Raw genomic sequence first — 14543 nt, forward strand, 5'->3', positions numbered from 1 at the left:
CCGGGTAGAGGCATGAATATGCGCATGGACTCATCCCAGCTCAATACCGCGCAGCCTGGGGCGGTGAGCGGCAATGCACGAGTGGTGCTGGTAACCCAGTCGACATCGCACGCTTTCTGGCTGGCGAGTGTTCTGGGTAGCGATGCTGAAGTGATACCGGTGGCAGGCGATCTGGCTGCGCTTCACACTGCAATTTCGGCGCCTGGGCTTGGCGTGGTGGTGGTGGATTTCTCGGCTCCCATGACGGAGGCTGCCATCGTCCTGGTCGGCGATCTGCGCGCCAGCTTCCCCGGGGTGGTGATCATGGGGTCCGGCTCTGCTGCGGAGCCCGCTTCCATGCGTGCGGCCCTGCGCTGTGGCGTGGCTGAATTCATTGACTGGGATGCGTCCGAAGGCGAGGCCAATACGGCCATCAGGCATCAGATGCATGCACGCAGTCAGCTGCCTGCGGCTGTGGCGCTGGAGCCGGAAACCAAAGGTTTCTCCCTGCCTTTGCTGGGAGCGCGTGTAGGGATGGGGGTGACTACGCTGGCAACGCATCTGGCCGTGATGTTCCAGGAGATGCATGCCTATGACGTGAGAGGCGCCAAGAACAAGAAACAGCTTGCCAGGCCTTTTGGCGCAAGTCAGTTGCCGCTGGATGAATCTGCACATGCGGTATTGCTGGATCTGGGCTTGCCTGCACGCGATGGCTTGCTGTATCTGGGCATCGCTGGTGACTTCAGTTTTGTGGACGCGGTTCAGAATACGCGCCGCCTGGACGCGACATTGATCGAATCGGCCTTTGCCAAGCACTCTACGGGCACTGTGACTCTGGCCTGGCCTTCCGATCTGGGCATGCTGCGCGAAGTCAGCCCTGCGGCTGCAGCGGGCGTAGTCAACACGCTCAAGAGCTTGCTTGGGGTGCAGGTGATTGATCTGGGCGGCATGGTGCAGGCTGATTTTCTGGCGCCTTTGCTGCGCGAGAGCGGACAGGGCTGGGTGGTTTGTGACCAGTCGCTGGGAGGCATTGTGTCTACGGCACAGATGCTCAAGGAGCTTGATGCCAAGGGCGTGAATCGCAGCACGCTCAAGCTGGTGCTCAACCGCTTCAATGCGCAAGCCGGCCTGCCCGCCAAAGAGGTCGCGCAGCGCCTTGGTCTGGAGTTGTTGCATGTGGTTCCGGACCGGTCCACGGTTTTGCTGAATGCCGCCAGCTGTGGACAGTTGTTGTCGCAGTCGCTGCGCGGTGATCCCTATGTGACTTGCGTCAGAAGCATGGCCAGAGCATTGCTCAGCGGAGCGGTTGCGGCCGACAAGGTCGCGGCGCCAACGTCGGGCGTTCTGGGGCAATGGGCCAAGCGATTGAGGAGAGGCGAATGAGCATGGACATTGTTTTCGCCGAAAAAAGCAGTCATTTTTCGGACTCGAAGCAACTGCTGCTGATCAAGAACGTCGCACACGAGCATTTGCTGACGCGTGTGGAGGAGCTGGGCGCGGTGTTTGCCAAATGGTCAACCAGTCGTGTGCGCCAGTTTGTACACCAGGAACTGGAGCAGTTTGTGCGTCAGCAGCGGTTTCCCGTCAATGACGAGGAGGTGCAATGGATTGCGCAGGCTCTGAACAAGGAGCTGTCGGGGCTGGGGCCGCTTGACGACTTGATGGCCGACCCGGAGGTCGAGGACATTCTGATCAACGGTTATCAGCGCGTATTCGTTTCGCGCAAGGGAATTTTGCAGCAGGAGGCCTTGCATTTCACCGACAACGCTCATGTGCTGCGCATCGTGCGCCGCATCATCTCACCGCTGGGGCGCCGCCTCGATGAATCCACGCCCATGGTCGATGCGCGCTTGCCGGATGGAGGGCGTATCAATGTGGTGATAGAGCCGTTGTCGCTGGACGGGCCGGCGGTGTCGATACGCAAGTTTCGCAATGATCCGCTGCGGGTTCAGGATCTGGTCGATTTCGGCACCATGGACGAAGGCATGGCCCGCTTACTCGAGCTGGCGGTGCGTGAGCGCTGCAATATTCTTATCAGCGGCGGCACCAGTTGCGGCAAGACCTCCATGCTCAATGCGATTGCGGGCTTTATCCCCGGCAATGAGCGGGTGGTGACGATTGAAGATACGGCCGAGCTGACGCTGCCTCACCCTCATGTGGTGCGCATGGAAAGCCGTCCCGGTGGTTTTGAAGGCGCGGGAGTGGTTTCCATTCGGGATCTGCTGCGCAACAGCTTGCGCATGCGCCCGGATCGCATTGTGGTGGGTGAGGTGCGCGGCGCGGAAGTGCTGGAGATGCTCCAGGCCATGAACACCGGTCATGATGGCTCCATGGCCACTATCCACGCCAGCTCTCCGCGCGAGTGTCTGCATCGCATGGAGATGCTTGCCGGCTTTGCGGGCTTTCAGGGCAGCGAGGTCAGCCTGCGCCGCCAGATTGCCAATGCGCTCGATTTCATCGTGCAGATCAGCCGCCTGCCCAATGGCAAGCGGCGCATCACGTCGATCACCGAAGTCACAGGCATCATCGATAGCGTGATTGCCACGCAGGAGCTCTATCGCCACGAGCTGCTGCCCCAGAATGATGGAGAGGATCTGGAGCGATGGAGCACGCTGGGCATGGTGCCGCATACGCCCAAGCTGGCGCGCTATCGCGCGGTGCTGCAGCACGCCGGAGGCAATGGCGCAAACCATGCGGGACTGCGCCATGGCTAGCAATGCGTTTTTGCTCCTGAGTCTGGCGCTGCTGATTGCGGCTGCCGCGATTGCGCTGTGGATGCTTGTCAGCCGGCAGCAGAGGACGCACCGTATGACCAGGCATCTGGAGCAGAGCCTGGAAAAAAGCGCAGCCGCTGCGGCCGGGTTTGCTACAAAGGATGCAGCGGCATCGGCTTTTGATGGCTCGGCGGCGGATGCCTTACTGGGCAACGAGAAAAGAACAGGCTGGCCGGTTCCCGCCATTTTGTTGGGGACGGTCGGTGCAGGAATTTTCTATGGCGGTCTGGCCTTGATTGTCGCGGCGTTTCTGATCGTTGGCTTTGCGGCTGGCTGGCTGGTAGTGCGGCGCTGGTGGTGCTGGGAATTGGCTTCTTCTTTTTGCTTTACACGCGGGCACAGAAGTTCCGCACCAGGCTCACGCAGCAGCTGCCCGGTTTTCTCGACAACACGGTGCGCCTGGTGACCATTGGCAACTCCGTTCAGGCAGCGTTCCAGATGGCTGCAGCCAGCACCAAAGACCCGTTGCAGTCGGTCATGGAAAAAGCCGCCAGTCTGGCCCGCGCGGGCATGGATCTGGAAAATGCGGTGGCCCATGTAGCGAGGCAGACCAGGCTGGACGAGTTGCATTTGCTGGCAGCTATTCTGCGCATCAGCGTGCGTTATGGGGGGCGGGTCGATCTGCTGCTGGAACGTGTGGCCAATTTCATGCGCGACCGCGAACAGGCCGAGCAGGATCTCTCTGCCATGACGGCCGAAACGCGTCTGTCCGCCTGGGTGTTGAGCCTGCTGCCGGTGGCCGTGTGCTGTCTGATCATTTCCTTCAATGCGAGCTATTTTTTGAAGATGTGGAATGACGCCAGTGGCCGCAACATCATCTGGGCGGCAGCTGCTTTGCAGGTCTTTGGTGTGCTGCTGCTCTACCGTATGGCCAAGCTCGATGAGGGGGCAGATTGATGGAGACATCCCGTCTTTTGCTGATGCTGAGCGTGGCATTTCTGGCCTTGGCGGCGCTGATCGGGGCGGCTTTGATTGCCTATGCACATCAGCGACGCGAACGCAGCAGTCAGGTGGTGCGGGATGCACTGAGCCGCAGCGGCGCGGCTGCGGCGAATGAGGCTGCTACGCCTGCCAGGCCTGTAGATCTGCTGCGCTCGCTCAATGGCGATGGCGACCTGCCTGCGCACTGGCTCAATACCTCGTTTGGGAAGGCGCTGGTTGCACAGGAAGACCGCATTTTGCTGAGCAAATGCGGCTGGGGGTCGACTCGCGCGCAGCTGCAATACCTGATAGCGCGCTGCGTGGTCTCTGTATTGCTTGTACTGCTTGCTGCCTTTGTTTTCTCGGGCAGCAAGCAATTTCTGCTCTACCTGTTTGCAGCGTTCACCATAGGCTTTCTGCTTCCCAAATGGGTGCTGCGCAGCGTGGCTCGCCGCCGCAGGGCTAGCGTCGCCCGCGAGCTGCCTTTGCTCGTCGATTTGCTGGGCTTGCTGCAAGGCACGGGCATGAGTCTGGACCAGACTCTGCAGGTCATAGGCTCTGACTTTGGCAATGTCATGCCCGTGCTTTCGCGAGAGATACAGCTGGCCAACCAGCAGTACAGCCGGGGCAGCACGCGTGAGCGTTCCTTTGCTCGCATGAGCGAGGTTTATCAGAACGACAACCTGGCCAACCTGACATCGCTGATGATTCAGATCGACAGATACGGCGGAGCCGTGCAGGAGCCGCTGCGCATTTTTGGCGAACGTCTGCGTGAGCAGCGCAAGGCCAAGATGAAGGAGTTGATAGGAAAGATCTCGGTCAAGATGACTGCCGTCATGGTGGTGACGCTGCTTCCGGCCCTGATCATCATTACAGCCGGACCGGGGTTCCTTGCCGTGATTCGGGCGCTGGGAGGGATGACGAAATGAAAAAAGAAAGTCGATATCTGATGCTGCCATTGGCCGCTGCAACCATGGCCCTGCTGTCGGGCTGCTCCAGCATGGGTAATCTGCTGGGGCAGAACCAGCCCGTGTTGTCACCCGCAGCCAAGGCCGCAGCAGACAGACCGCTGGAGAAGGAGGCGGTGGTCGACACGCAGGACACTTACCTCGCTCTGGTCAAGCAGATGCAGTCCAAGTCGCTCTGGTATGCCTCCATTGCGCACCTGGATGCGCTGGACAAGCAGTGGGGCGCTTCCAGCGATTCGCGGCTGTTGCGCGCCGATGCATTGCGTCAGGTGGGGCAGCTCAGTGCGGCCATCCCCATTTACCAGGGCCTGCTGGGCAGCGCCAAGGACGGAGCCGCACGCTACGGCCTGGGCCGTGTGGCCGCAGAGCAGGGCGACTTTCGCAGTGCCGCTCTGCAGATGGAGCAGGCGCGCATGAGCAATCCCGTGGATTCGCGCCTGTTGACCGATCTGGGCTATGCCTATCTGCGTGCGCGTGATCTGAATGCAGCGCGCATTCCCCTGATGCAAGCGGCGCAGCTCAACCCCGAGGACGCTCAGGCCAATGTCAATCTGAGTCTGTTCATGATGGTCAGCGGCCAGGGCGCACAGGCCGAGGAATTCATGCGCCAGCGCAAGCTGGACGCACAGACCCAGCAACTGGTCAAGGAGCAGGCCGGGGAGTGGTTGAGGACTGCAAGCCTGGCCGCAGCAAAGCCTGCCGCAGCTGCGACCGGCAAGGTCGTCAACCTCTCCCGTCCGGAAGTGAAGACCGCGCCCCAGGCCGTGGCCAGCTCCGGGAAATCCGCCGAAGTACCGGAGCCTGCTGCAGTGCAGGAGGTGCCCGCCGCAAAAAAGCCCGCACCGGAGCCTGAAGCCGCAAAGGCTCCGGTGGCGGTAGTCAAGGCAGCGGAGTCTGTGCAGCCTCCTGCTCAAACGTCCCAGTCCCCGTTGCCGCTGCCCGCAGCTGCGCCCATGATGGCGCGGAATGTGGAGCGGGGGCTCAGCGGTGGTCAGTGGATGGTCTCTGGCGGCAGCTTTGATGCAGGACGGCCGCGTCACCCCGGTCAAGGGGCGAGGCAATTGATGCCGGCAGCTCCGCAAACCTATGCCTACGTGCCGCCTGTGCCTGTGCAGACAATAGCTGCTCCTGTTGATGTAGCGGCTGCCGCTCCATTGGAAATGGTTTCAGAGTCGAAGCAGCCTGAAGTGACCATGGATAAATCGCAGAAAGCTCCTGTATCGATAGCGAAAGCTGCGCCACCGCAGGAGACGCCCAAGTCAGCACAGCCTCTGCTTACCGAGGCGATGCCCGCCAAACTGCAGCAGGCGCAGCCAGCACTGGATCCGCGCGCTGAGCCAGCGTCGCAGTCCGTCATCTCGCGTCAGCCTGCTCGTCCGGTAAGAGCGTTGCCAGACGCTGTAGTGGTGATGGCCGCAGCAAACCCTGTCGCAGTGCGTCAGAGCGGTGAATCTGGTGGCAAACAGGCCGTGCAAGCCATGCTGCCTCAGCGAGCGGCGGCGGGCGGCTTGTTTTTCGAGACCCCCGATGAAGATGTCGGCAGCAAGCCTGCAGCTTCTGCCAAGAAGAGTGCGCCCGAGCGTGCTTGGCCCTGAACCTTCAAGGAGTCCCCATGAATACGCAGACAGCATTCACCCAACGGGCCCGCGCATTCACCCTGGCATTGATGGCATTGGGCATGGCCTCGGCTGCCATGGCGCAGGCCGGCAGCAATACAGGCATCGGCACGGGCGTGAGCAATATGAGTGCCCCACGAAGTGCGGCCGTTACGCCTGCTGCAACTGCACAGGCTGCGGTAACCCAGACACCGGCTCCCGGCAATGCTTCCCTGACGCCGCCCGCAAGCAACCGTGTGGGCGATGCCACCAGCTATCTGCTGGCGCTGCAGGCCAGTGGCCAGTACGCATCGCGCAATGCCTATCCCGTGACAAGCGATGTGGCCCAGCGCAGCTACCTGCGCTATCTGGAGAGCTTTACCCACAAGATCCCGGAAAGCACGGAAACACAGGTGGGCAGCAAGACAGGTGGTAGCCGCTAAGCGGTCAGAGAGGTTCTCTGCATGCAGTCTTTTGCCAAAGACTTGAGCCGTGTTCGCGCTCGTCGCCAATCGGGCTCCGTGGCGACGCTGGGGGCGCTCTGGCTGATGATTGCCGTGATCTGCCTGGCAACCATCGATATCGGCAATGTGTTCTGGCAAAAGCGGGAATTGCAGAAGATTGCGGATCTGGCCGCGTTGGCGGGGGCGAGTGGACCTCTTTCTACCTTCTGTGACTCAAGTGGTAGCGCTGCTGCACGAGTGAATGCGGCTTCTAATGGCATCCTGGCAGGAGAGCCATTTTCTGCAATTGTTGGGAAATGGGCCCCTAGTGCTGTGAGCAGCAGCAGTGATGGATTTATCGGCACAGATAAAAATTCAAAAGATGCTAATGCGTGCAAAGTCCTCTTGGAAAGAAATGTTCCATTTTTCTTTGTATTCTATTCATCAAATATTTCTGCAAGAAATGTTAAGGCTGCTGCGATTGCACGGCAGACCCCTCCGTTGGTCAAAATTACTGTTCGCTCCACACTACTGAGCTTAAATACTGATGAATCTATTTTGGAGCCGCTGATTAATGGCTTGCTTGGAAGCTCTATAAAAATTGATGCGGTGGGATGGAGAGGGTTAGCTAATTCTGATATGGATTTACTTCGCTATTTAGATTTGCTTTCTACAAAGCTAAATTTAAAATTGGGAGACTATCAAAAACTTTTGAATACTGATATTGGTGTGGGTGATCTATTGGGCACAATGATTGACTTGCTACAGCAACAGGGGGCTACTGCATCTGCTCAAATTGATATTTTGAGCAGGCTGTTGGTTGCAGTTAATGCAAATCCTGTTGCAGTGAGGCTCGAAAGGTTGCTGAATTTGGGGGCTGGGCTGAGTGATGCAGCATTGAAGACGAGTCTTAATGTGTTGGACTTTACTAGTGCGTTGGTAATGCTTGCTAATAGCAAAAATGCTGCTGCAGCCAACATTGGTATTGATGTGGGCCTTGCAAAAGTAAATGTAAAAACAAAGATTATTGAGCCACCGCAAACGGCTGTGGGAAATCCTGCGGTTGATGTTGTTGAAGCAAAAACTTCACAGATAGATTTAAAAATAATAACTGGTATTAATATTGGTCTTGTATCCTTGGATGTTATTTTGAATGTTGGTGTTGGAGAGGGGAGTGCTAAATCAGAAGATTTTTCTTGCGCTTCAAATAATAAATATTTAAATGTGAATTCATCTTCTGGTTTATTGAGGCTTGAATTGGGTCTTAGCGTGAAAGCTCTGGGGATACCAATAAATGTTACGGTGCCTCTGGAGTTGAAGAAAATCACAACTATTAAATATGATAATCCTCCTCGCTTGGATCGGCCGCCTTCTTGGAAGACCATAGATTTTAATTTCAATATTGTTTCGAGTTTGATCAATGAGGTGCTGAAGGTTCCAGTCTTAGGGCCCGTTTTGAGTATAATTTTATTGCCATTAACAAGTCTGCTTGATTTGATTGTTGGAACGGTTTTGAATATGCTTGGAATCAATCTTTCAAAAGTTGATGTAGGGGTGCAATTAAATTGCAGGTATCAGGCTGATTTAGTATTTTGATCAAAAATTCAATTGAATTAATCAAAGTGGCGTTTCTTATTGAGGCTCGGCTACCTTGTAGAAAAAAGCATTGGGCCGTTGTATGGACACCAATACACCACCCCACCCAAACCGTTCCCACCGGTTTTTCCGCTGACCCGCCGCCAGGCCCGGCAACCCCCGTCACGGCAATGCTGACCTGGGCGCGTGAGTGACGGATGGCGCCTTCGGCCATCGCGCGCACGACTTCCTCGCTGACGGCACCGTGCTTTGCGATCAGCTCGGCAGGCACGCCCAGCATCTCGGTCTTGGCCTCGTTGGAGTAGGTCACGAAACCACGTTCGAACCATTGGCTGGAGCCTGCGAGATCGGTGCAGGCCGCGGCAATCATGCCGCCGGTGCAGCTTTCGGCGGTGGCCAGCATCCAGCCTTTTTCAGTCAGTCTGGCGGCCAGTTGTCGCACTAGTTCTTCGATGCCGCTTGCTTGTGTGCTCATCGTCTCCTCCATGGCTTGCATAGTCAGAAGAAATGTCGCCAGAGAGCCACGACCAGCAGGGTGCAGAAGGCAGCAACCAGGTCATCCCACATGATTCCCCAGCCGCCGCGCAGGCCGAAGCCTTTGAACAGGCGGTCGGCCCATTTGACGGGCTGGGGCTTGACGGCATCAAAAAAGCGGAACAGCGCAAAGCAGATGAGCTGGCCCCAGAAGCCCATGGGCATGCACAGCCACAGAACAATCCACATGGCGACCACTTCGTCCCAGACGATATGGCCGGGGTCGGCCACGCGCATATGCTTTGCAGTGACGGTGCAGGCCCACCAGCCTACGGGAATGCTGGCGGCAATCAGCCAGCCGATCTGTGCCGGGCTCAGCCACAGTGCCAGCACCAGATAGGCCAGCCAGGCCCACAGGCTGCCCACCGTGCCGGGGGCGACGCGGGGCAGGCCGGAGCCAAAGCCCAGAGCAATCAGATGGGCCGGGTGTTGCAGCATGAACTTCACGCTGGGGTGGGCGATTCCCGCCGCATTCATGCCGGGGCGTGCTTTGTTATTGATAGCTGCTTGCGCAATATCGGCAGGTGCTGCAGCGCTGTTTGATGAGTCATCCGTCATGGCGTGATGATAAGCGCAGGCTTATTGCAGTCCGGTGATGGGCTGGTTTTCGGGAAAGCGGATCTGGTGCGTGGCCTGGAATTGGGCCGTGCTGCGGGCGGCCAGATTCTGCTCCCAGGCAACCATGCCGTTTTGCGCATTCCAGCTGGTGGTGGCTGGCTGCGGGCTGTATTGCGACTGCACCTTGATCTGCTCATTGCGCGAAACAGGGGCCGAGTCCAGCACCTGCAGCGCGATGGGCTGGTTGTGACGGTTTTCGACGGCGTAGTTGCGCACGATGCTGCGCTCGGTCTTGCTGCTGACCCAGCCGCCGCTGCCGGTATGACTTTGCGCAGGCAGGCGGCGCACCACGACGTTGTCATCGCGGCCAAAAGACAGTCCTTGCGCCAGTGCCTGGGCGTTGCCAAAGTCCAGCCTGCCATTGCCAATCAGCGCCTCGTCACGGAACAGTGCTACCGGGCCCGCCGGCCAGATGCCTGGCGGAGCCTGCAGCGTGGCAATCAGATAGGCCGCCTCTTCCATGGCCGGCGCGGTGCGGGTCAGCAGGCTGGTGGCGAGATTTTCCTGGCCTAGCGACAGCGTGATGCGCTCGGCGCTGGAGGGCACGCTGATCTTGTACGGCACGATGAATTGCGTGCGGTAGGCCGTGTTGATGCTGGAGACATCGAGCACCGGCAAGTCCGGTGCCACGGCCTCTTCGCGCATCGCCCGGGCTCCGCCGCGCGCCATCATGGCGACAGGGGCCGGCGCCGGTGCGGCCGGCGGCAGCGGCTGGGCGATATCAACCGTCCAGGGGCGCGGCATGACACCCTGGGTGCTGCGGCTGGGTTGGCCGGTGGACAGGCGCAGGCGCACATTGCTCCAGTCCTCGCCACTGGCCTGCACGACCAGGGCCTGGCGCTCCAGCTGCACCTGCTGCTTGGTGGTGTTCAACTGAGCGCGGTAGCTAGGCTGCCAGCTGGGGCCGCGCACCTGATAGCTCAGGCGCACATTGGCAGCGCGTGCGCTGGCCAGCTGCACGCTGACTTTCATGACCTGAGACTGCTCGGAGCCCGTGCGGTCGCGCTCCTGGCGCAGGGGCTGCAGCTGTGCCAGCAGATCCTGCTTCTGGCGCTGAATCTGGTGAGCACGCAGGCTGTTGTCGCGGCTGGTCTGGCGCAGGGCCTGGCTGGTGCCGGCGATCTGAGCGGGGCTGATTCTGGCTTCGTCGCCGGGCTTGCTCATGCCCTGCAGAAAATCGCCCACCAGCCTGGCTGCGCTTTCTTCGGCCTCGATGTTCGCGAGCTGATCCTCAAGGCTGCGAATCTGCTGGTCCAGCGGGCTGGTGCACTCCTTGGCAGCCATCTGCCTGGACTGCATCAGGGTCTTGATCTCACCCACGCGCACGCCTTCGTCTCCGCTGATCTGCAGGCTTTGCGTATCCACGCTGGCGGGCAGGCATTCAAAGCTGAGCAGGCGGGTCTGGGCGTCGATGCGGGCCTCGCGCTGTACGGCGGCGATGCCGGGATAGAGCGTGACTTCGGTGATGGGCGCGCGATTGCCCGAGACACTGAGGCTGCTGGTGTCGGCAAGGGCGAGCCCGGGCAAAGCAGCTGCGACACAGACCATGGATACGGGCAGAAGACGGCTTGAACGCATTGGGCAGCTCTTGTGGACAGTGAGGGCTTGAGCTTAACCCAGGGCTCTTGGCACGCCGCTTGCCAGGTGCCGGCCGCCTCCTGCCCGCGTGCTCGGCGTTCAGCTGCCGAAGTGGTCGAAGGATTTCCAGCGGTTTTGCAGCAGGGCTCCATTTGCGTCGATCACGCGCAGGCCCGGCTCGGCATCGATGCGGCCTATGCGATGCACAGTCGTGCCGCTGGCAGCGCCTGCTGCCAGCACATCGGCATGCCGGGCTGCGGGGGCGGTAAAACACAGCTCGTAGTCATCGCCGCCTGCCAGTGTGCATTGCTGTTGCAGCTTTGAATCGAATTGCCATGCATCGTGCGGATAGGCGGCTGCGGCCATCAAGGGCGTGGTGCAGCGGCTGTCTACCGTGGCCCCGACGCTGGACAGCTCCAGAATATGGCCGAGATCGCCGAGCAGGCCGTCGCTGACATCCAGCGCGCTGCTGGCAATGCCGCGCAGCGCCAGGCCCAGGGCCACGCGCGGCGTGGGTGCTTCCAGCCGCTGGCGGGTCTGCTGCAGCAGCTCGGCAGGCAATTGCACACGGCCCAGCATGGCCTCCAGTGCCAGGCGTGCATCGCCCAGAGTGCCGCTGACCCAGATCTCATCGCCGGCCCTGGCGCTGCTGCGCAACAAGGCCTGGCCGGCAGGGACTTCGCCGAACACGGTAATGCAGATATTGAGCGGGCCGCCCGTGGTGTCGCCGCCGATCAGCTCGCACTCATGGGCGTCGGCCAGAGCCAGCAGGCCGGTTGCAAATTCGCTGATCCAGTCTTCGTCGGCACGGGGCAAAGACAGGGCCAGCGTGAACGCCAGAGGCCTGGCGCCGCTGGCGGCCAGATCGCTGAGATTGACGGCCAGAGCCTTGTGACCCAGCAGGCGCGGGTTCACGTCGGCAAAGAAATGGCGGCCCTCGACCAGCATGTCGCTGGAGATGGCCAACTGCATGCCGGGGGCCGGGGCCAGCAGCGCGCAATCGTCGCCCACGCCCAGGGCGGCGCGACGTACGGGGCGCTGGAAATAGCGGCGGATCAGATCGAATTCACCCATAAGGTCTCTGGCCGCTCGCGATGCTGCGGCCTGCTGGGCCGCTGGTCGGCGGCGGTTAAAGGTCAAGGCCAGAAAAAGCTCAGCGGCCTGCGCCAGAAACGCTGGCGTATGGCCTTGTAGATGCGCGAGCGATCCACGCCGCTGACGTTGTGGGCACGCAGGGCGACACGGAAAGCCAGATAGAAGCTCACCCCCACATTCAGCGCCGCATTGAAGGGCAGCATGGCCACGGCCCACCACAACAGATCGTCATGCAGCACCTCCCAGCCCAGAGATGCCACGGCGACGCCGATCTGGCCCGTGGACAGGGTGACGTGGCGTACTTCCAGTCCCAGGCCGAAGAAGGCCGCAAATGCAGGCACCAGGCCCAGCATGAAACCCAGCGAGATATTGGATGCCAGGCTGGAGACATTCTTGCGCAAGAAGCTTGCCCAGCGATCCGCGCGGCCCGTGCCCAGAAAGCGTGTGATGCGCGGGTTGTAGCGAATCACCGAATCGATATTTCGCAGCACAAACCAGTTTTCCGCACCACCGGCAATCAGGCTGCTGACAAACAGCAGCACGCCGGTAAAGGCGGCGAAGAGCACGGACGGCCCCAGCAGACTCAGCGAGTCCAGCACCTGGCGCGCATGCGGGGTGCTGAGCGCCTGGTGCCCGACAAGATAGGCGTAGCCCAGCGACAGCAGCAACGCCCCGGGGAAGACGATGAGCACGTTGCCCAGAATGGCGGCCACCTGGGAACGCACCAGATGGGCGACTTCGTCGACGAACTCCTGGATGGAGCCATCACTTTGGATGTCCTTGAGCTTGGCCGCCATGGCCGGCGCCGTCATGGCCGGCTGCTTGGTGGCCACCGTGAAGTGCAGCATCTGGATCAGCACAAAGCTGATGGCGTAGTTGAAGCCCGCAGCCAGCCCCGACCAGAAGACGGACAGGCCCAACGCATACAGTGCAAACTTGGCCAGCGTGGTGAAGGCCATCACAAAGCCGCCGCCCGCGGCCTTGGCGACCATCTTGCGATATTCGCTGCCGTCGCGGGTGATGTAGTGCTCGCCGGTTTCGGCACTGCGCTCGGCCACCTTGGCGGCCAGCAAGGAAGAGTTGGTGGACATCAGCGCACGCACGCTTCGGCGCTCTATGCCCACGGCCACGAGGTTGGAGAGCAGCTCGGACGTCTCGTAGGCACGGTCTTCTGCCAGCAGGCAATCGAGCAGGCGGCGAATGCGCAGAATGCGCGCACGCACCTGGCGCAGGCGGAAGATCAGGCCGACGGAAATGCCTTCGGCCTCGACATAGGAGTACACCGAGGACACGGCGGCGCGGCAGGCCTCGAGCCGTTCGCGCAGCTGGGCGGCTGCGGCGTCGCGCCTGTCGGTGGTGCGCAGCGGCAGCATGACCTCCACACGCAGGTTTTCCACATCGTGGATCAGCGCATGAAACGGCTTTTCCTCGCGTGCCTGCTCGCTCATGCGCAGACGCAGCTCTGGGGCAAACCCCGTGGAAAGAATCTGGCCCGCGCAATAGGTGATGGCGTCAAGCAGGTTGCGCTCCCAGAAGCTCACGCCTTCTTCGAGCTGTTGCGGGGTCAGCAAGGTGGTGATGCGGGCCATGAGCTGGCTGTCCAGCGCATGCAGCCAGCGGGCGTCGAAACGGTCGGGAAAGACCAGCATGAACAGCTCGGAGGCATCCTTGGTCTCGGGCGTGCTGGGCAGCAGCTTGTAGCGCAGGCGCTCGGCCACTTCGCTGGCCATGGCCGTGCGCGGGGCGAAGCCGAAATCAGCCAGCAGGGCGGTGATGTCCACCGTCTCCATCAGCGTCTGGCTCCAGCGGCGCAGCCGGGCCAGGGCTTCGGGATCGGCCTCGAAGGCCTCGACGATCTGTTTCACGCGCTGCACGGCGCCTTCGACGGAGGGTTCGGCTGCGCGTATCCATTCGGCCAGATGGATCAGCCACAGATGGCGTTGCGCAAGGCCAGCACCGGGGTCCAGGGACGCCAGCAGGCCGGGCAGGTCAAGAGTGCTTTTCTTCATGCAAATGTGGGTGCTTGCCTCAGTGCAGAACGCGCTTCTCGGGCATGGGCATGGGGTCGCCGGAGTCATTCATCTGCAATACGAAGAGCGGAATCTCGCACTCGAAGGTCTCGCCCTCGTGGTTCACGCAGAGATAGCTTCCCCGCATGGTGCCCGTGGGCGTGCGCAGCTGGCAGCCGCTGCTGTATTCAAAGGATTCACCAGGCTGCAGCAGCGGCTGTCGGCCCACCACGCCCAGGCCCTTGACCTCTTCGACATGGCCTAACTCGTTGGTGATGATCCAGTGCCGCGCAATCAGCTGCGCCGGCACCTCACCCGTGTTGGTGACGGTAATGGTGTAGGAAAACACATAGACGCCGGCGGCCGGAGCGGATTGCTCGGGCAGGTAGGCGGGCTGGACTTGGACCAGAAACTCATTCATCGGCATGAGCTA

The 14543-nt window shown here is 60.6% G+C and carries 14 protein-coding genes; 8 read left to right on the forward strand and 6 right to left on the reverse strand.

Features of this window, described 5'->3' with window-relative positions:
* Positions 1–24 precede the first annotated feature (24 nt).
* Genes ACWGXF_RS18065 through ACWGXF_RS18100 form a run of 8 tightly spaced genes read left to right on the forward strand, consistent with a single transcriptional unit; the run spans position 25 to position 8276 of the window.
* Positions 25–1362, forward strand: a complete 1338-nt coding sequence (locus ACWGXF_RS18065; protein ID WP_256628991.1) for an AAA family ATPase — start codon at positions 25–27, stop codon at positions 1360–1362.
* A complete protein-coding gene (locus tag ACWGXF_RS18070) occupies positions 1359–2693 on the forward strand; it encodes a CpaF family protein (protein ID WP_087864201.1) in 1335 nt (444 codons plus the stop codon). The genes ACWGXF_RS18065 and ACWGXF_RS18070 overlap by 4 nt, the downstream gene beginning before the upstream one ends.
* Positions 2659–3159: a hypothetical protein gene (locus ACWGXF_RS18075; protein WP_452102226.1), complete on the forward strand. Its 501-nt coding sequence runs from the start codon at positions 2659–2661 to the stop codon at positions 3157–3159. Before ACWGXF_RS18070 ends, ACWGXF_RS18075 begins: the two co-directional genes overlap by 35 nt.
* The gene (locus ACWGXF_RS18080) at positions 3075–3650 is read left to right on the forward strand and encodes a type II secretion system F family protein (protein ID WP_452102227.1); all 576 of its coding nucleotides are present in this window, start codon (positions 3075–3077) and stop codon (positions 3648–3650) included. The genes ACWGXF_RS18075 and ACWGXF_RS18080 overlap by 85 nt, the downstream gene beginning before the upstream one ends.
* Positions 3650–4603: a type II secretion system F family protein gene (locus tag ACWGXF_RS18085; protein WP_256628989.1), complete on the forward strand. Its 954-nt coding sequence runs from the start codon at positions 3650–3652 to the stop codon at positions 4601–4603. Before ACWGXF_RS18080 ends, ACWGXF_RS18085 begins: the two co-directional genes overlap by 1 nt.
* Positions 4600–6237, forward strand: a complete 1638-nt coding sequence (locus ACWGXF_RS18090; protein ID WP_452102228.1) for a tetratricopeptide repeat protein — start codon at positions 4600–4602, stop codon at positions 6235–6237. Before ACWGXF_RS18085 ends, ACWGXF_RS18090 begins: the two co-directional genes overlap by 4 nt.
* Positions 6238–6254: 17 nt before the next feature.
* Complete coding sequence (locus ACWGXF_RS18095; protein WP_087864275.1) at positions 6255–6680, forward strand: DUF3613 domain-containing protein; 426 nt, start codon at positions 6255–6257, stop codon at positions 6678–6680.
* A 21-nt stretch (positions 6681–6701) separates the two neighbouring features.
* On the forward strand, positions 6702–8276 hold the full coding sequence (locus ACWGXF_RS18100) for a pilus assembly protein TadG-related protein (RefSeq protein WP_452102229.1): 1575 nt from the start codon (positions 6702–6704) through the stop codon (positions 8274–8276).
* Here the strand turns inward: ACWGXF_RS18100 and ACWGXF_RS18105 are convergent.
* The 6 genes from ACWGXF_RS18105 to apaG form a co-directional block, all read right to left on the reverse strand.
* A complete protein-coding gene (locus ACWGXF_RS18105) occupies positions 8209–8751 on the reverse strand; it encodes a CinA family protein (protein WP_256628982.1) in 543 nt (180 codons plus the stop codon). The two genes, ACWGXF_RS18100 and ACWGXF_RS18105, sit on opposite strands and share 68 nt — an antisense overlap.
* 23 nt (positions 8752–8774) lie before the next feature.
* Entirely contained in the window at positions 8775–9368 is a 594-nt protein-coding gene (locus ACWGXF_RS18110) for a phosphatidylglycerophosphatase A family protein (protein ID WP_256628981.1), read from the reverse strand.
* A gap of 21 nt (positions 9369–9389) precedes the next feature.
* Entirely contained in the window at positions 9390–11006 is a 1617-nt protein-coding gene (locus ACWGXF_RS18115) for a mucoidy inhibitor MuiA family protein (protein WP_452102230.1), read from the reverse strand.
* A 99-nt stretch (positions 11007–11105) separates the two neighbouring features.
* The gene (thiL, locus tag ACWGXF_RS18120; RefSeq protein ID WP_256628977.1) at positions 11106–12080 is read right to left on the reverse strand and encodes a thiamine-phosphate kinase; all 975 of its coding nucleotides are present in this window, start codon (positions 12078–12080) and stop codon (positions 11106–11108) included.
* 62 nt (positions 12081–12142) lie between these two features.
* Positions 12143–14110: a site-specific recombinase gene (locus tag ACWGXF_RS18125; RefSeq protein ID WP_256628976.1), complete on the reverse strand. Its 1968-nt coding sequence runs from the start codon at positions 14108–14110 to the stop codon at positions 12143–12145.
* A 19-nt stretch (positions 14111–14129) separates the two neighbouring features.
* Positions 14130–14537 carry a Co2+/Mg2+ efflux protein ApaG gene (gene apaG / locus ACWGXF_RS18130; protein WP_003068330.1) on the reverse strand — a complete coding sequence of 136 codons (408 nt, stop codon included), beginning with the start codon at positions 14535–14537 and terminating at the stop codon, positions 14130–14132.
* Positions 14538–14543: the final 6 nt, after the last annotated feature.

The sequence above is a fragment of the Comamonas sp. HJ-2 genome, from assembly GCF_053615495.1.